General features: G+C 69.9%; 19 protein-coding genes and 1 pseudogene. 12 read left to right on the top strand and 8 right to left on the bottom strand.

Going from position 1 to position 17,902, the window contains the following annotated elements; genetic code table 11:
- Position 1 precedes the first annotated feature (1 nt).
- The 7 genes from ACIREE_RS18445 to ACIREE_RS18415 all read right to left on the bottom strand — a co-directional run bounded on the left by ACIREE_RS18445 (position 2) and on the right by ACIREE_RS18415 (position 4,487).
- A complete protein-coding gene (locus ACIREE_RS18445; RefSeq protein WP_404152704.1) occupies positions 2 to 1,585 on the bottom strand; it encodes a hypothetical protein in 1,584 nt (527 codons plus the stop codon).
- 93 nt (positions 1,586 to 1,678) lie between these two features.
- Positions 1,679 to 1,993: a hypothetical protein gene (locus ACIREE_RS18440; RefSeq protein WP_404152701.1), complete on the bottom strand. Its 315-nt coding sequence runs from the start codon at positions 1,991 to 1,993 to the stop codon at positions 1,679 to 1,681.
- A 30-nt stretch (positions 1,994 to 2,023) separates the two neighbouring features.
- Entirely contained in the window at positions 2,024 to 2,362 is a 339-nt protein-coding gene (locus ACIREE_RS18435; protein ID WP_404152699.1) for an RRQRL motif-containing zinc-binding protein, read from the bottom strand.
- Positions 2,362 to 3,369 carry a DUF2637 domain-containing protein gene (locus ACIREE_RS18430; RefSeq protein ID WP_404152696.1) on the bottom strand — a complete coding sequence of 336 codons (1,008 nt, stop codon included), beginning with the start codon at positions 3,367 to 3,369 and terminating at the stop codon, positions 2,362 to 2,364. The genes ACIREE_RS18435 and ACIREE_RS18430 overlap by 1 nt, the downstream gene beginning before the upstream one ends.
- On the bottom strand, positions 3,366 to 3,899 hold the full coding sequence (locus ACIREE_RS18425) for a hypothetical protein (protein WP_404152693.1): 534 nt from the start codon (positions 3,897 to 3,899) through the stop codon (positions 3,366 to 3,368). The genes ACIREE_RS18430 and ACIREE_RS18425 overlap by 4 nt, the downstream gene beginning before the upstream one ends.
- Positions 3,896 to 4,162: a DUF6284 family protein gene (locus ACIREE_RS18420; RefSeq protein ID WP_404152691.1), complete on the bottom strand. Its 267-nt coding sequence runs from the start codon at positions 4,160 to 4,162 to the stop codon at positions 3,896 to 3,898. The genes ACIREE_RS18425 and ACIREE_RS18420 overlap by 4 nt, the downstream gene beginning before the upstream one ends.
- A 133-nt stretch (positions 4,163 to 4,295) precedes the next feature.
- Positions 4,296 to 4,487, bottom strand: a complete 192-nt coding sequence (locus ACIREE_RS18415; RefSeq protein WP_404152688.1) for a hypothetical protein — start codon at positions 4,485 to 4,487, stop codon at positions 4,296 to 4,298.
- A gap of 458 nt (positions 4,488 to 4,945) precedes the next feature.
- On the opposite strand from ACIREE_RS18415, the gene ACIREE_RS18410 reads away from it, so the two are divergent.
- The 3 genes from ACIREE_RS18410 to ACIREE_RS18400 all read left to right on the top strand — a co-directional run bounded on the left by ACIREE_RS18410 (position 4,946) and on the right by ACIREE_RS18400 (position 7,266).
- The gene (locus ACIREE_RS18410; RefSeq protein WP_404152685.1) at positions 4,946 to 5,329 is read left to right on the top strand and encodes a GntR family transcriptional regulator; all 384 of its coding nucleotides are present in this window, start codon (positions 4,946 to 4,948) and stop codon (positions 5,327 to 5,329) included.
- A gap of 157 nt (positions 5,330 to 5,486) precedes the next feature.
- On the top strand, positions 5,487 to 6,272 hold the full coding sequence (locus ACIREE_RS18405; protein WP_404152681.1) for an aminotransferase class IV family protein: 786 nt from the start codon (positions 5,487 to 5,489) through the stop codon (positions 6,270 to 6,272).
- A 55-nt stretch (positions 6,273 to 6,327) separates the two neighbouring features.
- Positions 6,328 to 7,266 carry an SUMF1/EgtB/PvdO family nonheme iron enzyme gene (locus ACIREE_RS18400; RefSeq protein ID WP_404152679.1) on the top strand — a complete coding sequence of 313 codons (939 nt, stop codon included), beginning with the start codon at positions 6,328 to 6,330 and terminating at the stop codon, positions 7,264 to 7,266.
- A gap of 297 nt (positions 7,267 to 7,563) precedes the next feature.
- Here ACIREE_RS18400 and ACIREE_RS18395 read toward each other — a convergent pair whose 3' ends face one another.
- The gene (locus ACIREE_RS18395) at positions 7,564 to 8,460 is read right to left on the bottom strand and encodes a bifunctional DNA primase/polymerase (protein ID WP_404152677.1); all 897 of its coding nucleotides are present in this window, start codon (positions 8,458 to 8,460) and stop codon (positions 7,564 to 7,566) included.
- Positions 8,461 to 8,827: 367 nt separating this feature from the next.
- Between ACIREE_RS18395 and ACIREE_RS18390 the strand changes: the two genes are divergently transcribed.
- From ACIREE_RS18390 to ACIREE_RS18350, 9 genes and pseudogenes are all read left to right on the top strand, one after another.
- Positions 8,828 to 9,139 carry a hypothetical protein gene (locus tag ACIREE_RS18390; RefSeq protein ID WP_404152675.1) on the top strand — a complete coding sequence of 104 codons (312 nt, stop codon included), beginning with the start codon at positions 8,828 to 8,830 and terminating at the stop codon, positions 9,137 to 9,139.
- Positions 9,140 to 9,381: 242 nt separating this feature from the next.
- The gene (locus ACIREE_RS18385) at positions 9,382 to 10,578 is read left to right on the top strand and encodes an acyl-CoA dehydrogenase family protein (protein WP_404152673.1); all 1,197 of its coding nucleotides are present in this window, start codon (positions 9,382 to 9,384) and stop codon (positions 10,576 to 10,578) included.
- Positions 10,579 to 10,580: 2 nt separating this feature from the next.
- Positions 10,581 to 11,534 (top strand): bifunctional MaoC family dehydratase N-terminal/OB-fold nucleic acid binding domain-containing protein, encoded by a 954-nt coding sequence (locus ACIREE_RS18380; protein ID WP_404152670.1) that lies wholly within the window; start codon positions 10,581 to 10,583, stop codon positions 11,532 to 11,534.
- Between the two features lies 1 nt (position 11,535).
- Positions 11,536 to 12,585: pseudogene (locus ACIREE_RS18375) on the top strand (acyl-CoA dehydrogenase family protein); the annotation flags it as partial.
- A gap of 212 nt (positions 12,586 to 12,797) precedes the next feature.
- On the top strand, positions 12,798 to 13,211 hold the full coding sequence (locus ACIREE_RS18370; protein ID WP_404153316.1) for a MaoC/PaaZ C-terminal domain-containing protein: 414 nt from the start codon (positions 12,798 to 12,800) through the stop codon (positions 13,209 to 13,211).
- A complete protein-coding gene (locus tag ACIREE_RS18365) occupies positions 13,208 to 14,374 on the top strand; it encodes a lipid-transfer protein (protein ID WP_404152667.1) in 1,167 nt (388 codons plus the stop codon). The genes ACIREE_RS18370 and ACIREE_RS18365 overlap by 4 nt, the downstream gene beginning before the upstream one ends.
- A 67-nt stretch (positions 14,375 to 14,441) precedes the next feature.
- The gene (locus tag ACIREE_RS18360; RefSeq protein ID WP_404152664.1) at positions 14,442 to 15,254 is read left to right on the top strand and encodes a DUF1906 domain-containing protein; all 813 of its coding nucleotides are present in this window, start codon (positions 14,442 to 14,444) and stop codon (positions 15,252 to 15,254) included.
- Positions 15,255 to 15,511: 257 nt separating this feature from the next.
- Positions 15,512 to 16,120 carry a SigE family RNA polymerase sigma factor gene (locus ACIREE_RS18355; RefSeq protein WP_404153313.1) on the top strand — a complete coding sequence of 203 codons (609 nt, stop codon included), beginning with the start codon at positions 15,512 to 15,514 and terminating at the stop codon, positions 16,118 to 16,120.
- A gap of 133 nt (positions 16,121 to 16,253) precedes the next feature.
- On the top strand, positions 16,254 to 17,900 hold the full coding sequence (locus ACIREE_RS18350) for a long-chain fatty acid--CoA ligase (protein WP_404153311.1): 1,647 nt from the start codon (positions 16,254 to 16,256) through the stop codon (positions 17,898 to 17,900).
- Positions 17,901 to 17,902 lie beyond the last annotated feature (2 nt).

Below are 17,902 nucleotides of genomic sequence, written 5' to 3'. Positions count from 1 at the left end.
CTCAGACGTTCCAGCCCTTCTCAGCTTCCGGCCCGTTGCGCGGGTCCTCATGGCGGGCGATGTCGTGCTCGTGGGCCTGCCGGAACAGCGGCCCCATGTCCTCGGCGACGGCGACGGCGCTCATCAGGGCGCCGAAGATGTCGTTGAAGCCGTCCGCGACCTCCTTCTCCAGCGGAAACTCACTGTCGGAGCGCTCGGCGAGGGTCTTCATCACGTTCGCCACGCTGGTCAGCGCGGCGGGGAGGCTTTCGACCATGGTCAGGATCTCCATGGCGTCCTCGGGGTCGTAGGCCTGTGCGGCCTGCTCCATCTCGGCCGCGTGCTCTTCGAACTGGAACCCAGACACGTGCGCTCCTTCACTGCTCGTCGATGTGTTGTCGGTGTTCGTGGTGTCGGGGACGATCTCGGTCGGGCGCTGCACCTGGTCCCCGAGCCCGTCGGTGACGTCCTGGGCGGCCTCCTCGTCCGCCGCGGCCTCCGCGTCGGCCTGCTCCTCGCGGATCGCCTCATCGCGCTCGGCCCGCTGCTCACGGGCCGCCGCGGTGAGGCGCCGGTACAGGCGCCGGCCGGGGTGGACGAGCCAGGGCAGGCCCAACTTGCGGCCGATGGGGCTGGTCAGCAGCCCCAACAGGCCGAACGGGAGGGCGAGCAGGGCGGCCAGCGTGCGGCGCCCGTGGAAGCGGGCCGCGGACCGGCGCAGTGCCTTCCTGGCGGCCTGCCGGGCGGGTGCCTTACGCACGTTGGCGCGCTGCCCGGCAACGGCCGTGCCGGTCTTGGCATCGCGGCGGGCGCGGTGCTTCGCGATCGCCGCGGCCGTCATCGCGCGGGCCTTACGGGCGGCGCCCTTGAGCATCCGGCCGGCGAACCCGCCCGACCGGGCTGGTGTCCCCGGCGGGGTGCCCGGCTTCGTCTTGGGCGGGGTGGTCTGGGGTTTGTTGGGCTTGGGGGTGTTGCGGCGGGCGTCGGCGACCGCGCGGCGGGCCGCGGTGGTCTGCGCCCGCTTCTGGCCGCGCGTTGCGTCGCCCGTCTTCTGCCCGGACCGCAGCGCCTTGACCTGCGAGGCCTTCCCCAGCTTGCCGCCGCCCAGGCCACGGCTGGTCTTGTGGCCGGCCGACTTGTTCAGGGAGACCGGGGAGCGATGCTTGCCCGCCCCCGCGCGCCCCTGCCCGCCCGTGCCTCGCTTCTGCCCAGGCACACGGCCACCGCCACCAGCGGAGCGACGGCCCGCGGTGTTCAGGCCGCCGGCGCGGTTGCGGGCCGCGGTGTTGCGGCCTGCGGTGCGGGCGGCGTCGCGGCGGGCGGCCTGCTTGGGGCGGGGGTTGCGGTTGCGGTAGGAGGCGACGGTGCCCAGTACCGCGGCGCCGGTCGCGGCCACCGCCGCGGCGATCGGGCCGCCCGCGATACCGGCGGCGGCGACCATGCTCACGGTCGTATTCGCCCCGGTGAACGCCAGCGGCACCACCGGCCAGCCACCGGGCGTGTGCTCCACCTCGGGAGTCTTCTCGGTCTTGTCCACCGCCTGTGCAGGCGCGGGGGCGGGCGGGGTGGCGGGGGCCACTACCGCTTCTGTGCTCGTGTCGGTCATGCTTGAGGCACTCCTTATGGGGAGGAGCAGGGCCCGAACGCACCGGTCCAAGGGAGGCGTTCGGGCCCTGCGCATGAGCGGGAACTGTGCTGGTCAGGCGGTGGGGTGGGCGGGGTGCGCGGCGGCGACTTCCTGCCAGCGGCGGTTCTCCGCGGCGTCCACGTGCTGTACGCGGACCTGGAAGGTGCAGCCCTTGACCGTGCAGCGGTGCAGCGTGCTGGACCACGTCTCTTCCACGTGGACCAGCAGCCACAGCGCGGAGGAGAGCACCGTGAGCACGCACGGGGTGATCAGAGCGAGCGGCACACCGTAGGAGTGCAGCCGCACACCGATCGAAACCGCCACCGCACCCGCGGCGGCGATGAGGGCGGCGCTGGTGATCCGGCGCCGATTCGGACTCTGTGCCATGAGACGAACTCCCAGATCAGAGAGGGGATGTCAGGCGGCGCGCTGTTCCTCGGAGGCGGCGCAGGCGCCGCACATGCCCAGCGAGGGCGGGATGACGTAGCCGACGTCGTGCCCGCACTCCGGGCAGATCCGGCGGGCGGTGTTGGCCTTGGCCAGCGCCGCCCACTTGCCGGGGGTCATCGGACGTACCGGCTTGGCGTCGTCGATGCGGTAGAGGTAGGCGACCAGCGGGCCCCGCCGGCGGCGGGGGCGTTCGAGCTGCGCGGCGACGTCCTGCCCGCCGGGGCGCAGGCCCAGGGCGCGCAGTTGCCGCACCGTCGCCAAGCCGTCCGGGGCGAGGCGCCACCGGTAGACGGGCAGGGTGCCCATCACTGGCTCGCGATGGCGAGTTCAGCCCCGGTGTGGCTGGGGTCGCGGTGGTCGGCGTAGCGGGTAGAAACCCAGCCGACCGACCAGCCGCACAGCTCCGCGGCCTGCCGCACCGGCAGCGCCGCCGCATACGCGGCAGCCACGATCCGACGCGCTTCCTCCTCGGGCAGCTTCTCCTCTGCGGGCCCGCGCTCAAGTAGGGCGTCGCGTTCACGGGTCACGCGCTCGGTGTGTTCACGCTGTTCACGCTCGGCCTCCGCGGCCCGCTCGCGCTGCTCGTCCGCGGCCCGCTCCCGGGCCTCGTGTTCAAGACGTTCGCGTTCTTGTTCACGGTGTTCACGCTCGCGTTCACGGCGTTCACGGATCTCCCGCTCGGCCGCTGCCGCGCGCTCTTGGGACTCGCGTTCCTCGCGGGCCCGCCGGTCTTCCCGCTCGGCCTGTTCACGGGCCAGGGAGGCTTCGTGCTCGCGCTGTTCACGGGTCAGTGCCGCGGCGTGCTCGCGCTCCTCCCGGGCGTCCGCACGGCCCCGCTCCTCGCGCTCCCGGGCCTCCTGCTCGCGCCGTACACGCTCGGCTTTCCGCTCGACTTCCTGCGCCGCCACCGCCGCGGCGATGGCCCGCCGGTAGGCCAGGCTGGCTTCCGCGGTGACGATCAGCAGCAGCGGCGCCACCGAGTGCACCGCGACGCCGACCAGGTCTTTCTTCAGCGCGGAGTCGGCGGTGTTGAGAGCCAGGGTCATGAGTCCGGTCATCCACCGGAGCACGATCGGCCAGCGTCCACCGTGCCCGCCCAGACGGGACAGCACGTCATCGAGCTTGACCACGATGACCACCGCCGCGTCCACCACAAGGGGCAGGATCGGCGCCGTCCATGCCCACGCCGGTGCAGTGTGGTCTGCCATGAGCGGGGTGACGGTGAGGATCGAAAAGAGCATCGCCCCACACACGATCAACCACGTGCCACCGGACAGGGCGCGCTCGGCTGAACGCGTCTGAACACTGTTCACGCCACACCCCCAACCGGCTCCGGAGCGGGCATGAACGCCCGACGGAACCCATTCGATCCGGCGTCGTAGATGAACGCCTCAACGCGCCACTTGCACGCGGCCGCCGGGCGTTCACCAGAAGGCACCCACACCGCATCCGGCGCGACCCCGTGCACGGCGGTATCGGCACACGCGTCCTCGCGGGAGCGGTAGACCGTGTGGGGCTTGCCGTAGTGGAGCAGGACCGTGAGCGAGTCCCCCTCGGCCGGGCCGCGCTCCAGCTCCTCACGGAGAAGCCGGATCGCGATGTCCTTCAGGAGGAGGTCTTCCTGCGCTGCGGCCAGCTCGGCCACCGCGCCGGCCAGGAGCGTGGCCACCTCGGATGTGGCCGTCTCCGCCCGCTCCGCACGGTCGGTGGCGGCGAACAGCTCGCGGACGTGCTGGCCGAACGCCTCGTTCGCCGCTCCGCTGGTCTGCCGGGCGTGCTCGTAAGCCGCGCGGGCGTCGTGCTCAAGCTGCTTGATGCGGGCCGTAGTGGTGAGACGGATCATGCGGCGTCACCCTCCCGAGCCGCGGTGCCGCGGTTGGCGAGCGCGGCCCGCTCGGCCATCACCTTGTTCGCCGCGCGGCGCCGCCGGCGCTCGTCCAGCGGCGTAACCGGCCGGTCCAACAGCGCGATCTGCACGTCCAGCAACTCCAGCTCCGCGGAAATGAGCGGCGCCTCAAGCTCGATGGCGTCCAGCTCCGCGGCCGTGGGCTCCAGATCCTCAGCGAACGCGGTAACAGCATCCTGAACAGGAACGATGAGCTTCATGGGTCGTGTCTCCCTAGCAGTAGGCAACGGCCCAACAGCGGCTCCCGGGAGGCACCCCGGGAGCCGCGCGCCGTTGATGAGATGCCGCTGTAGTGCGGCGATGCGGTCAGCGAGTGCGACCGCGAGGAGTGGTTCAGAGCTTCTGCAGCTCGGCCGTGCTGCACAGCACCGGGGCGATCAGCAGACCGATGTGGCCGACGGTCCAGCGACCGCCCGTCAGGGCGCCCGGCGGAACCTCGTCGACGATCCGGCCGGTCCTGCCGGCCGCGCGGGGGTCATCCGCGCAGGAAACGATCCGCACCTTGTCGCCAGCGTTGAACGACATGACGTGCTCCCCTCCGGGGCCAGACGTTCCGGCTCCCCTCACGCTGCTCGTACGAGACGAGCAGCGGAGGCAACCGGCCGCGGTCGAGCCGCGGTAGGTCGAGATGTGCTGTTCCGCGCACGGGACAGAACCCGTACGCGCCCGCCCACTTGCAGAGGGGCGGGACTCTCTCAGGACCCATCGACCACCCGTGATCAGGTAGCTAGGTCCGCACGCTGTTGAGTTCTCAAGACGCCCTCAGAGGGCGCCACAGTCACTTCTGACGAGTGCGGTAACCCCAGATCAGGGCTCCCGTCCGCACGGGACTCGCCAAGAGCTTTGGAGCAGGTTCTTTGGCTTTCTGAGGCGAAGCGACCTAGGTCGCTTGCCGTTGATGAGAAAGCTACCTAGGTCGCTTACGGGTCGTCAAGTGTTCCGCGCTCCGAATCCGAGCGACCTAGGTCAAGTACGCTTTCGGGGTGGACTCACAGACGAAGAGGAAGCCCAACGCCCGCGAGATCGCCGCCAGGATCCGAGACGAGATCGCCGCGGGGACGTTCGGCCCTGGAGATCGCCTTCCCGGCGGTCGCGCCTACGCGAAAAAGCTCGGCGTATCGCTGATGACCGTCCAGGGCGCCTACGCTCAGCTCCGGGAAGAGGGGCTGGTGGAGGGCGTTACTGGGAGTGGCACCTACGTGCGTGACGCCGCCCCCGGCGAGCAGACGCCCCGCGAGTCGGCTCGGCGTCTGACCGACCTGCAAGCCGAAGTTGCGCGTGTCTCGGCCGAACTGGCCGGCCTTGTTGAGCGCATCAAGCAGCTTGAGGTGGCCGTGGGTCCCACCGAGGGGAAGCCCGACGCTTAGCGTCTCTCGCGGTGCTGCGTTCGTGTTCATGCTCTAAGCGTGTCCCGGTGAGCGCTCCGCGAGTACGTACTCTTGCCGCCCCTGTACCGAACTAATCCGAACTTTCGCCGCTTGGAAGGGTGTTGGCGGGCCGTCAGTCACTGCGAGACTGATCCGCATGGCTGAACTGAACGGAAAACCCGCCACTCTCGACGAACTCCAGAGCCTTGCCCTTACGAACTACGGGCACTTCACCTCCATGCGCATGGAGGACGGCACGATTCGGGGCCTCTCGCTTCATCTGGACCGCTTGGTACGGGACTGCCGCATCGTCTTCGGTGTCGACCTGGACCGCGAACGGACCCTGAGCTATATCCGCAAAGCAGCCGACGGCGTCACTGGTGTTGCTGGCCTCCGCGTCACCATCTTTGACCCTGCGATCGATATGGGGCGTCCTAGTGAAGCTAAGGACCCACACGTTCTCGTGAACCTGCGGCCGGCAGGTGCGTTGTCCCCTCCGCCGCTCAAAGCCAAGTCTTTTACCTTCACGCGCGACAGCGCAGAGGTGAAGCACATTGGCCTCCACTCTCAGCTCCGTATTCGGCGTGATGCTCAGCTCGCCGGATTCGACGATGCGGCGTTCGTGGAACCGGATGGCCGCATCTCCGAGGGCGGCACATGGAACCTAGGTTTCGTGGACAGGGACGGAACGGTCATCTGGCCGGATGCCCCCGTGCTCCCAGGCACGACGATGCTCCTGCTCCAAAGCCTTGACTCCCCCAAGCAGGTCACTGCCCCGGTGCGGCTCGTAGATGTCCCGAACATGGCGGCTGCATTTGCCACGAACACGACGATCGGCGTGCGCTCCGTAAGCGCGCTCGATGACGTGCAGTTCCCGCAGGACCACCCCGTGCTTGAAGCGCTGCGTGTCGGCTACGCCGGAATTCCCGGCGATCGCCTGTAGACGCATGTGTCCGCCGCCCCCGACCAGGGGCGGCGATCCACGACAGAGGTAGCCCATGCCACTCGTTACGAAATGGACCGGACGTGAAGTTAAGGCACTGCGTGAAGCCGTACGCATGAGCCTCATGGAGTTCGCCGAAAAGCTCGGGGTGTCCGACCGCATCGTCTCTCGATGGGAGGCGGACGGCGAGCAAGCCACTCTGCGCATGGTGAACCAAGCGGCCCTGGACACTCTGCTCGCCAAGGCTGACCAGGACGCTCAGGGCCGGTTCGTCGGCATCCTTGCGGCGGATGACATCCCCACACAAGCGGTCATCGAACCCGGCGACGAGCAGACGAGCAGCGGCGAGTACGTGAAGCATCCCGGTGACGGCAAGCTCATGGCGCACGTTCCGGAGGGGATCTTCCTAGCAGGGGAAGACGATGAACCCGTGTGGGTGGACGACTTTCACATCGACACCTTCCCGACCACCAACGCCGATTACGCGCGCTTCTGCGCGGCCACTCGACACCCGGTGCCCGAGCACTGGGCAAACGGACGGTGCCCGCGGGAACTGTATGACCACCCCGTAGTGCACGTGACTTGGCGTGATGCTTGCGCGTACGCGACGTGGGCGGGCAAGTCACTCCCTGCGGCCGACCAGTGGGAGAAGGCGGCGCGTGGTACTTCGGGCCGCGCCTTCCCATGGGGAGATCAGAAGACTGCTGCGAAGTGCAACGTCAGGGAGACCGGTGTCGAGGTCACGACATCCGTCTCTCGGTACCACAGCGGTGTCTCGCCGTACGGGGTCTACGACATGGTCGGCAACGTGTGGGAATGGCTTGCGACGCCGACCAGGCCGGGACGGTACGAGCTCCGCGGCAGTGCCTTCACGAGCCCTCTGTTCCGAGGCGTTCCCTCCGTCCCCAATGACGCCAACGACACGATGCACGACGACGACACAGGGTTCCGTTGCGTGGCGACACCGGAACAGATGACGCCCCGCAAGAGGTGACGGGAAGGGCGCCTTTTCGGGGTCCGTGGGCCATCTGTGGGCCAGGGGACCTTGTAGGAGAGGCGAAAGCGCCCCTGACCAGGGCGTTCGTTCGGTTTGCTTGACGCTCTTGAAAACCGTCGTGGCGAGAGTCACCGTGGGTTCAAATCCCACACCCACCGCGCAGGTTGAAGGCCTCTGACCAGGAAGTTCGGTCGGAGGCCTTCAGCGTTGTCCTGTGCGGTGGTGGTCGCGGTCCCCCGTGGCTCCTCGGCCGACCGGGCGCGCGTGGGGCGCCTCTTGTATGGGGGGCATTTTCTATGGTCCCGATGTCAGCCGCGCTGCCGAGGCGATGGTTGAGCGGGCCTCCCGTTCCGTCAGGCCCGTGCGCACCGCCGCGTCCACCAGGGCGTCGGTGAGGGTGTCTCCCAGGCCGCTTTCGTAGGCGCGGCAGGCTGCCCAGAAGAGGCGGGTGTTGCGCTGTCCTTGATGGGCGCCGAGGACGAACTGGGTGAGGCCCAGGCCGTGTTGTCCGGCGCGGGAGGGGTCGGGATGGCGTTGCGGGCGTGGCGGGGGCGTGAGCAGCCGTAGGAGCGCCGGCGGGCAGGGGGCGGGTGTCAGGTGGGCCGTGCCGGGGACCGTGGCGTAGACGCCGTGCTCGGTGCGGGAGCCGGGCCCCACCAGGTAGCCGCCGGCCCCGCGGATGTCGATGCCGGGGGCGAGTCGGCCTGCGGAGTTGGGCACCACGACGTCCGGCGGGCCGGACAGCCACACGTGCCGCCCGCCGCTCGGCGTGGCCACGACCACGGTGTCGGGGATCGTGAACAGATGCCGTAAGGCCAGCTCACGTAGTGAAGCGGAGGAATCCGTGCCGGTCTTGGTGTCCAGGTCGACGCCGATGAGGTGGTGCGGCGGAAGGCCGCACGCGATCCCGTACCCGGTGGCCCTGGGCGCGGCGGCGAACAGGGCGCGGACGCGGCGCGGGTCGGTCGTCGCGTCGTACACACCGTGGCCGGGGAGCCCGCATTCGCCGTGGCAGCGCGGAGTCCACGGGGGATCGTCGCGGTGCGGTGACGGCAGAGCCGGGAGCTTGGTGCGCGAGAGCGGGATGACGGCGAGCCCGCGCGTGGCGGCGGAGAGGGCGTGCGCGAGGGCCAGGGTCGCCAGGGAGGTGGTGGGGGCGGAGGGCGCGGGCTGCCGGTCGGTGGTGGCCATGGATCCATTTTCGTACGGGTGTTCGAAATAGGGAAGGGGGGTGGGCCGTACGGGGTGCCTATTTACCAAAAATGTGCCGAAACGCTTCGTCGCCTCTGGGGGCTGGGCCGTGATCGCCCGGGGGGCGGCGTGTTCGAGGTGATCCGGGAGCTTATGGGCGTGAGCGGGTTTATCGACAAGTCATCACGCTTGCGGGCGATAAGCGGCTTCCGGGGTGGTTCGCCAGGGATTCGGTGGGCAACTCTGGAGTCGCGACGTCGACAACATCGCCAGGGCGGTCGGCCAACTGCCTTGGAGCAACCCGAACTTCCCCGGGTGCCGGACATCCGTCCGTACTCCCGGTGGACTTCCTTCTGGAGGAAAAGACATGGCTTCCATCCGTAGCGCCCGCGTCATCGCCGCCGTCGCCGCCCTGCCCCTCGCGGCGGCCCTGTTCTCCGGAGTGGCGATCGCCGACAACGGCTCGTTCGCGGACAACGGATCGAACGCGGGGGTGGCGACGGTCGGTGGCAGCGGGGTAGGACACAACAACAACGGCAACTCGTCCACCACCCAGCAGCAGGCAGTCGGCAACGGAGCCTCGAACCAGAACAACACGGCCCAGGTGAACGGCTCCGCATTCACGGCGATCGACCAGTCGAACCAGAACCTCGTCGTGAACTTCAACGAGCTCTGGTGACGTCGCGGCCTCTGCTCGGCAGGGGTCTTCCGCGGGGGGCGTGACAGTCTGCGCGGCGGTGCTTCGGCACCGCCGCGCAGGCGTTTTCGTGCGGGCGTCTTCATGCGTGCGTCGTCGTACGGGAGCTTCCGGGTGGTCGTTTTCGCGGAGGCCGGGCGGCTCGGTCGATCTCTTGACACGCGTAGTTATCTGACGGACAGTCAGAAAACCTTGTCCGTACGAGGTCCGGGAGGGCCGCCGCCGTGCACCTCGCCCCCACCGAGCGCCAGCGTGAGCTCCGAGTCCAACTGCGTGCAGCGTTCCGTACGTTGATGCCGGGCGGGCCGCCCGCGGCGGACGACGTCGACGAGCAGCGCCGGGTACTGCGGGCCTTGGGGGCAGAGGGGCTGCTGGGGCTCGGCTGGCCTGTGGCGTACGGCGGACAGGGGCGCGGCCCCGACGAGCAGTTCGTGTTCTTCGACGAGGCGTACCGCGCGGGCGCACCGATCTCCATGGTCACGCTGAACACGGTCGGCCCCACGTTGATGAGATACGGCACCGAGGAGCAGAAGGCCTACTTCCTGCCCCGGATCCTCAGCGGTGACGTGGTCTTCGCGATCGGCTACAGCGAGCCGTCGGCCGGGACCGATCTCGCGTCGCTGCGGACGCGGGCCGTGCGGGACGACGTCAGTGGCGACTGGCTGGTCGACGGGCAGAAGGTCTTCACGTCGAACGCGCAGAACGCCGACTGGATCTGGCTCGCCTGCCGCACCGACCCCGAGGCCGCCAAGCATCAGGGCATCTCGATCATTCTCGTGCCGACCGATGCGCCGGGCTTCTCGTGGACGCCGATCGAGACGGTCGGCGGGCTGACCACGACGGCCACGTATTACGACGGGATCCGCGTTCCCGGATCGCATCTGGTCGGCGAGGAGAACGGCGGCTGGGGGCTGATCACCAACCAGCTCAATCACGAGCGGGTGGCGCTCGCCGCGATCGGGATGCAGGCCGAGGACTTCTACACCCGGGTTCTCGCCGCCGCCCGCTTGCCCGATCGGGTGACAGGCGAGCGTCGGGTTGACGCTCCGTGGGTCCGATCCGGGTTGGCCGAGGCGCATGCCCGGCTGGCGGCAACGCGCCTGCTCAACTGGCGTTTGGTGGGGGATGTCGGGGCTGGCCGACTGGCCCCCGGCGACGCCGCGGGCGTGAAGTTCGCGGGAACCGAATCGGCGGTCGAGGTGTACCAGATATGTCAGCAGATCGCGGGAGAGACCGGGTGGCTGCGGAGGGGATCGCCCGGGGCGTTCGGAGCGGGGGGCGGTGATTCCGCGGTGGGAGACGGGGAGTTGGAGCGGATGAATCGGGCGGCACAGATCAACACGTTCGGCGGCGGGGTGAGCGAGGTGCAGCGAGAGATCGTGGCCACGATGCGGCTCGGGATGAAGCGGGGCAGGCGGTGAGCGTGGTGACGCAAGCAGGCCAGGAAGCTCTTGAGTATGCGGGCCTGAAGGCCTTCGAGGGGCGTGCCGCGGCCACGACGGGCGAGGGCAGGGACCCGGTCAACGCGCCCATGATCCGGCACTGGTGCGAGGCGATGGGCGACACCAACCCGGCGTACGAGGGGCCGGACGCCATAGCGCCGCCCACCATGCTGCAGGCGTGGACGATGGCGGGCCTGTCCGGGTACGCGGGGCGCGCGGGAGCTTACGACGACCTGCTCGCGCTGCTTGACGGCGCGGGGTACACCTCGGTCGTCGCCACCGATTGTGAGCAGGAGTACCTGCGGCCGCTGCGACCCGGGGACGCGATCAGCTTCGACGCGGTGATCGAGTCGGTGTCGCCGCTGAAGACGACGAAGCTCGGCACGGGGCACTTCGTCACGACCCGCATGGATGTCCGGGCGGGCAGGGAGCTCGCCGGGACTCTCCGGTTCCGCATTCTGAAGTACGCACCTGCAGCCCGTGGTGCGGGTCGTAGCGGAGCAGGCGGGGCACCCGACGCATCGAAGAAGCTCCGCCCGCGCCCAGTCGTGAACCGGGACAACGCCGGGTTCTGGGAGGGCGTCACGGAGCACCGGCTGCTCATCCAGCGCTGCCGCGGCTGCGAGACGCTGCGCTTCCCTTGGCTGCCGGGGTGCAATGCGTGCGGCGGCCGGCAGTGGGACACGGTCCGGGCGGGCGGGGAAGGCACGGTCTTCAGTTACGTCGTCATGCACCACCCGCCCTTCCCGGCGTTCGACCCGCCGTACGCGGTGGGCCTGATCGAGCTGGCGGAAGGCGTGCGCATCGTCAGCAATGTCGTCGGGGTGGCCCCCGACAAGGTGCGCATCGGAATGCCGGTCCGGCTCGAATTCATGCGAGCGGACGCGGAGTTGGAGCTTCCCGTGTTCCGGGCCCTTGAGGGAGGTGAGGCGTGACATGGACTTCACCCCCACTCCGGAGCAGGCGGCGGCTCAGGAACTGGCCGCGCAGATCTTCGGCGACCTCTCCACACCGGAGCGGCTCGCGAGCCTCGGTAACGGCACGGACAGCGAGCTGTGGAAGGCACTGGCCGATGCCGGACTCGCCGGCGCCGTGGAGGAGACAGGGCTGCTCGGGCTCGTGCTGATGCTGGAGGAGCAGGGCAGGACGACGGCACAGGTCCCGTTCGCGGCGAGCTGTGTGTACGGGCTGCTCACCGTGGGCGCGCACGGCAGCACCGAGCAGCGGGAGCGGCTGCTTCCGGGCCTGCGGGACGGATCGGCTGTGGCGACCGGGGCCTTTCCGGGGCGCGGTGGGATCGTGGTGAGCGGGCCCGACGGTTCGGGGCGGGCCCGGCTGACCGGCGCGGTGCCATGGGTGCCCTGGCTGCGGGAGGCGACACACGTACTGGTGGCCGTGCGGGGCGACACCGAAGAGGTTGCCCACAGCCTGTGGATGGTGCGGGCGGTCGACGTGCACTGTGAGCCGGTCGAGCTCACCGCGCCCTGGTCGGCCGGGCGGCTCGTGCTCGACGGTGCGGCGGCGGAGCGGGTCGGCGTCCCGGAGGCGTACGAGGACGTGCGGGCGACGGCCCGGACCGCATTCGCCGGACTTCAGGCAGGGGTGTGCGCGGGCTCCCTGGCCAGAGCGGTGGAGTACACGAACCAGCGGGAGCAGTTCGGTCGGCCTCTCGCCGCCAAACAGGGGGTCCAACTCCGGGCCGCGGAAGCCCATATGGACGTCGAGGCCATCCGTGTCACCGCGTACGAGGCGGCCTGGCGGCGGGACGAGGGACTCGCGTACCGGAGCCATGCGCTGACCGCGTCCTGGTGGGCGTCCGAAGGCGGCCGGCGCGTCGTGCACACGGGGCAGCATCTGCACGGCGGAATGGGCGCCGACCTGGACCATCCGGTGCACCGGCACTTCCTGTGGGGACGGCAACTCGACGGGTACCTCGGCGGCGGCAGCGAAGTCCTGGAAGAACTCGGCGGGTTGATCCTCTCGGAGGCCGACGCGGCCATAGGGGGAGGCGCGGGCACGGGTGCAGGCGCAGGTACGGGATCGGGTACGGGCAGGGGTACCGGTACGGGAGCGGTCACCGGCACGGGCGCAGGGACAGGTGCCAGCACGCGCACGGGCGCAGGTACAGCCACAGGCACAGGTACAGACGTCGAGCGGGCGGAAGGAGAACCCGTATGAGCAGCGGGAGCGAAGTACTGCTGAAGGCGGGTGCGGAGCTGCCGCCGCTGGAGATCCCGGTCACCCGGACCCTGATCGTGGCCGGTGCGATCGCCTCCCGTGACTACCAGGACGTGCACCACGACGCGGAGTTGGCCCGCCAGAAGGGCTCTCCCGACGTCTTCATGAACATCCTTACGACGAACGGGCTGGTGGGCCGCTACATCACCGACCACTTCGGCCCGACGGCCGTACTGAGAAGGGTCGCGATACGGCTCGGTGCACCCAACTACCCCGGTGACACGATGGTGTTGACCGGCACGGTCACCGACGTCGTGGGTGGGGGCGGCGGCGACACGGCTGAGGTGAAGGTCGTCGGGAAGAACGGCCTGGGCAGTCATGTCACCGGCACCGTGACCGTCACCGTGCCCCGGGCCGAGGGGAGCCCGTCATGAGCGTGCACACCAGGGACCGGCTCGGCGGCAAGGCGGCGATCGTCGGTATCGGGGCCACGGAGTTCTCCAAGGATTCGGGGCGCAGCGAGCTGCAGCTCGCGGTGGAGGCGGTGCACACAGCGCTCGACGACGCGGGCCTGTCCCCCGGCGACGTCGACGGCCTGGTCACCTTCACCATGGACACCAACCCGGAGATCACCGTGGCGCAGGCGGCGGGGATGGGAGAGCTCTCCTTCTTCTCGCGAGTGCACTACGGAGGCGGCGCGGCCTGCGGCACGGTGCAGCAGGCGGCCCTGGCGGTGGCGAGCGGGGTGGCCGAAGTGGTCGTCTGCTACCGGGCGTTCAACGAGCGGTCGGGCAGACGGTTCGGCTCGGGGGTGCAGCACCGGGAGCCGTCGGCGGAGGGCGCGGCGCTCGGCTGGAACCTGCCGTTCGGGCTGCTCACCCCGGCGTCGTGGGTGGCGATGGCGGCGCAGCGCTATCTGCATGCGTACGGGCTGACTCCCGAGGCGTTCGGGCATGTCGCGGTGGTGGACCGCAAGTACGCGGCGACGAACCCGGCCGCGTACTTCCATGGCAAGCCCATCACTCTTGCCGAGCATGCGGCATCACGCTGGATCGTCGAACCCCTGCGACTGCTCGACTGCTGTCAGGAGACGGACGGCGGGCAGGCGATCGTCGTCACCAGCGTCGAGCGGGCCCGCGATCTGCGGCACTCGCCCACCGTGATCGCTGCGGCGGCGCAGGGCGCGGGCCGTGGGCAGGAGCAGATGACGAGCTTCTACCGGGACGGTCTGACCGGGCTCCCCGAGATGAGCGTGGTGGCTCGACAGTTGTGGCGGACGGCTGGGATCGGGCCCGGTGACATAGATGTCGGGATCCTGTACGACCACTTCACGCCGTTCGTGCTGATGCAGCTGGAGGAATTCGGGTTCTGCGCTCCCGGTGAGGCGGCCGGCTTCGTCGCCGAGGAGCGGTTGCCGCTCAACACGCATGGCGGACAGCTGGGCGAGGCGTACCTGCACGGGATGAACGGGATAGCGGAGGGAGTGCGGCAGCTGCGGGGCACTGCGGTGAACCAGATATCCGGCGCGGCCACGGCTCTGGTCACCGCGGGCACCGGGGTCCCCACATCGGGTCTGATTCTGGGGGCGGACGGCTGAACGGGGAGCGTGTCCGCGGCCCACGCGCGGCAGCGCATCCTTCACTCGGTCCATGTACCGGCAAAAGATGATCATTGGACTTGTGGTGCTCGTGCTGGGGTTAGGCGCCCTGCCGGCGGCCGGAGCGGGCGCGTCGGCGGGCTCCGCGCCCTGGGGCTCCGCGGTGCGTACCTTCCACGGCTGGGCGTTCGACGTCTGCAGGACGCCGTCCCTGGACACCATGTGGCGGTGGAGGGCGTCCCGCTACCGGGCGGTGGGCGTCTACTACGGAGGCCGGGGCCGGGCCTGCAAGCACCAGCCCGCGCTGAGCCGGGGGTGGGCGCGGAGAGTGACCCGCATGGGGTGGCGGGTGCTGCCGGTGTACGTGGGGTCGCAATCGCCCTGCGTCGGGGCCCGGACCAAGAAGGGGGTGCGCATCGGGCGGCACCCGTGGCGACAGGGGGTGCGGGAGGCGCGGGACGCGGTGCGCCGGGCCGGGGCGCTCGGCATCCAGCGGCGCAGCCCCCTCTATCTCGACATGGAGGCCTACCGGTATCGGAAGCGCGGGTGCGCGGGCAGGACGTTGGCGTTCGTGCGGGCGTGGGACAGGGAGGTGCGACGCCATGGTTATGTCCCCGGTTTCTACAGCAGCGCCGACTCGGGGGTGCGGCACATGGAGATGGCGCGGCGGGCGGGGGTGCGGGATCTGCCGTCGGTGATGTGGTTCGCGCGCTGGCACACCAAGCCCCATCTGTACCGGGAGCCCGTGCTCGGGCGAGATGCCTGGCGCCCGCAGCGCAGGATCCACCAGTACGCGGGAAACAAGAAGGAGCGGCACGGTGGTCGCACCCTGGTGGTCGACCGGAACCTGGTGCACGCCCCGGTGGCGCGCATCAGATGACTCAGGGCCCGCTCGGGCCGACCGCGAGCCGGACTCAGCACCGCCCCCGAGCCTGACTCGGCACCGCCTCCGGGGCTGTATTCAGCACCGCTCCCGCGTCCGAACTCGGGGCCGGACCCTCAGGGATCGTCACCCGTTCCTCCACCTTCAGGAGGTGGGGTCAGCACCCCGTGTACAACCTGAGGCGGACGCGGCTTCGGGACCTCCGGCCGATCCGCAGGAGTAGGGGGCGCTCGTAGCGTGGAGCCATGACCGCAATCCTGGCGCCTGTCTGCACCAGCGCATCGGAGCCGGCGTCGCGTACCCCCGCGGGGACGCGCCCGGTGCACCCGGCAAACCCGGCGCGCTCCGCGTCGTCCGCGCATCCGGCGTACCCGTCGTTCGCTTCGTACGTACGGGCGCGCCAGCCCGTGCTGCTGCGCACCGCTCGGTCGCTGACCGCGAACCCGTGCGATGCCGAGGACCTTCTGCAGACGGCGCTCACGAAGACGTATGTCGCGTGGGACCGGATCGAGGATCACCGGGCGCTGGACGGTTACGTGCGCAGGGCCTTGCTGAATACGCGGACCTCGCAGTGGCGCAAGCGCAAGGTCGACGAGTTCGTCTGCGACGAGTTGCCGGAGCCGGTGGCGCCGGCGGTCGGGGACCCGGCCGAGCAGCAGGCGCTGCACGACGCGATGTGGCGCGCCATCACGAAGCTGCCGGCCCGCCAGCGGGCGATGGTCGTGCTGCGGTACTACGAGGATCTGAGCGAGGCCCAGACGGCCGAGGTGCTCGGGGTCTCCATCGGCACCGTGAAGAGCGCGGTCTCGCGGGCGCTCGGCAAGCTCCGTGAGGACCCCGAACTGGTCCCCGCGCGCAGCTGAGCTGGGCGACCGGTCGGGCCGCGCGGTGATCGATCATTCCCGGGACTAGTGACATACCGAGTGGTATGCGGTGAGAATCGGCGGAACCCTACTGCTCCGTAGCGCCCACCGGGAGGACGCCGTGCTGAGCACGATGCAGGACGTACCGCTGACTGTGACCCGCCTGCTGAATCACGGGGTGCGTGTCCACGGCACCTCGCGGATCACCACATGGACGGGCGAGAGCGAGCCGCACCGCCGTACGTTCGCCGAGGTGGGAGCCCGGGTGGCCCAGCTCGCGCACGCGCTCGGAGACGACCTGGGCATCCGGGACGACGACCGTGTGGCGACGCTGATGTGGAACAACGCGGAGCACGTCGAGGCCTACTTCGCCGTCCCCGCCATGGGCGCGGTGCTGCACACGCTCAACCTCCGCCTGCCGGCCGAGCAGCTGACGTGGATCGTGCACCACGCGGCCGATCGCGTGATCATCGTCAACGGTTCGCTGCTCCCGCTGCTCGCGCCCCTGCTGCCCGGCCTGACGACGGTCGAGCACATCGTGGTCTCCGGGCCGGGCGACCGCTCGGTGCTCGAAGGCGTTCGCCCACAGGTCCACGAGTACGAGGAGCTCATCGCCGGGAAGCCGACCACGTACGACTGGCCGGAGCTGGACGAGTACCGGGCAGCGGCCATGTGCTACACATCCGGCACCACGGGGGACCCGAAGGGTGTCGTCTACTCGCACCGTTCGATCTACCTGCACTCCATGCAGGTGAACATGACGCAGTCCATGGGGCTGACCGACTCCGACACCTCGCTCGTCGTCGTCCCGCAGTTCCATGTGAACGCCTGGGGGCTGCCGCACGCCACGTTCATGACCGGCGTGAACATGCTGATGCCGGACCGTTTTCTGCAGCCCGCGCCGCTCGCCGAGATGATCGAGTCCGAGCGTCCCACGCACGCCGCCGCCGTCCCCACCATCTGGCAGGGCCTGCTCGCCGAGCTCACCGCCAGACCGCGCGACGTCTCCACGCTCACCCAGGTCACCATCGGCGGCTCGGCCTGCCCGCCCTCCCTCATGAAGGCGTTCGACGACCTGGGCATGCGCGTCTGTCACGCCTGGGGCATGACCGAGACGTCGCCGCTCGGTACGGTCTCGCGGCCACCGGCCGGGGTCGAGCCGGGCAGCGACGAGGAGTTCGCGTACCGGCTCACGCAGGGCCGCTTCCCGGCGGGAGTCGAGGCGCGGCTGAGCGGCCCCGGTGGCGAGCACCTGCCCTGGGACGGAGAGTCCGCGGGCGAGCTGGAGGTCCGCGGCAACTGGATCGCGGGCGCCTACTACGGAGGCGGCGGCTCGGACGGCGAACCGCTGCGCCCCGACGACAAGTTCAGCGAGGACGGCTGGCTGAAGACGGGTGACGTCGGCACGATCAGCCCCGATGGCTACCTCACCCTCACCGACCGCGCCAAGGACGTCATCAAGTCCGGCGGGGAGTGGATCTCCAGCGTCGACCTGGAGAACGCGTTGATGTCGCACCCAGAGGTTGCCGAGGCGGCTGTCGTGGCCGTCCCCGACGACAAGTGGGGCGAGCGCCCGCTCGCCACTGTCGTGCTGAAGGAGGGGGCGAGCGCCGACTTCGAGACGCTGCGCGCGTTCCTCGCCGAGAAGGTCGCCAAGTGGCAGCTGCCCGAGCGCTGGACGGTGATCTCCGCGGTCCCGAAGACCAGCGTCGGCAAGTTCGACAAGAAGGTGCTGCGCAAGCAGTACGCGGACGGGGAGCTGGACGTCACTCAGCTCTGACC

This window comes from Streptomyces sp. NPDC102467 (assembly GCF_044765445.1).
In the GTDB taxonomy this organism is placed as follows: domain Bacteria; phylum Actinomycetota; class Actinomycetes; order Streptomycetales; family Streptomycetaceae; genus Streptomyces.
Note: the sequence above shows the minus strand (reverse complement) of the source record. Positions and strands in the feature narration are given on the sequence as shown.

Excerpts from the sequence above, each read along its gene's own strand:
- ACIREE_RS18350 (WP_404153311.1), top strand. The coding sequence starts at position 16,254 with ATGCAGGACGTACCGCTGACTGTGACCCGCCTGCTGAATCACGGGGTG.
- ACIREE_RS18435 (WP_404152699.1), bottom strand. The coding sequence starts at position 2,362 with ATGGGCACCCTGCCCGTCTACCGGTGGCGCCTCGCCCCGGACGGCTTG.
- ACIREE_RS18405 (WP_404152681.1), top strand. The coding sequence starts at position 5,487 with ATGGCTGAACTGAACGGAAAACCCGCCACTCTCGACGAACTCCAGAGC.
- ACIREE_RS18395 (WP_404152677.1), bottom strand. The coding sequence starts at position 8,460 with ATGGCCACCACCGACCGGCAGCCCGCGCCCTCCGCCCCCACCACCTCC.
- ACIREE_RS18425 (WP_404152693.1), bottom strand. The coding sequence starts at position 3,899 with ATGATCCGTCTCACCACTACGGCCCGCATCAAGCAGCTTGAGCACGAC.
- ACIREE_RS18360 (WP_404152664.1), top strand. The coding sequence starts at position 14,442 with ATGATCATTGGACTTGTGGTGCTCGTGCTGGGGTTAGGCGCCCTGCCG.
- ACIREE_RS18420 (WP_404152691.1), bottom strand. The coding sequence starts at position 4,162 with ATGAAGCTCATCGTTCCTGTTCAGGATGCTGTTACCGCGTTCGCTGAG.
- ACIREE_RS18440 (WP_404152701.1), bottom strand. The coding sequence starts at position 1,993 with ATGGCACAGAGTCCGAATCGGCGCCGGATCACCAGCGCCGCCCTCATC.
- ACIREE_RS18445 (WP_404152704.1), bottom strand. The coding sequence starts at position 1,585 with ATGACCGACACGAGCACAGAAGCGGTAGTGGCCCCCGCCACCCCGCCC.
- ACIREE_RS18415 (WP_404152688.1), bottom strand. The coding sequence starts at position 4,487 with ATGTCGTTCAACGCTGGCGACAAGGTGCGGATCGTTTCCTGCGCGGAT.
- ACIREE_RS18390 (WP_404152675.1), top strand. The coding sequence starts at position 8,828 with ATGGCTTCCATCCGTAGCGCCCGCGTCATCGCCGCCGTCGCCGCCCTG.
- ACIREE_RS18365 (WP_404152667.1), top strand. The coding sequence starts at position 13,208 with ATGAGCGTGCACACCAGGGACCGGCTCGGCGGCAAGGCGGCGATCGTC.
- ACIREE_RS18400 (WP_404152679.1), top strand. The coding sequence starts at position 6,328 with ATGCCACTCGTTACGAAATGGACCGGACGTGAAGTTAAGGCACTGCGT.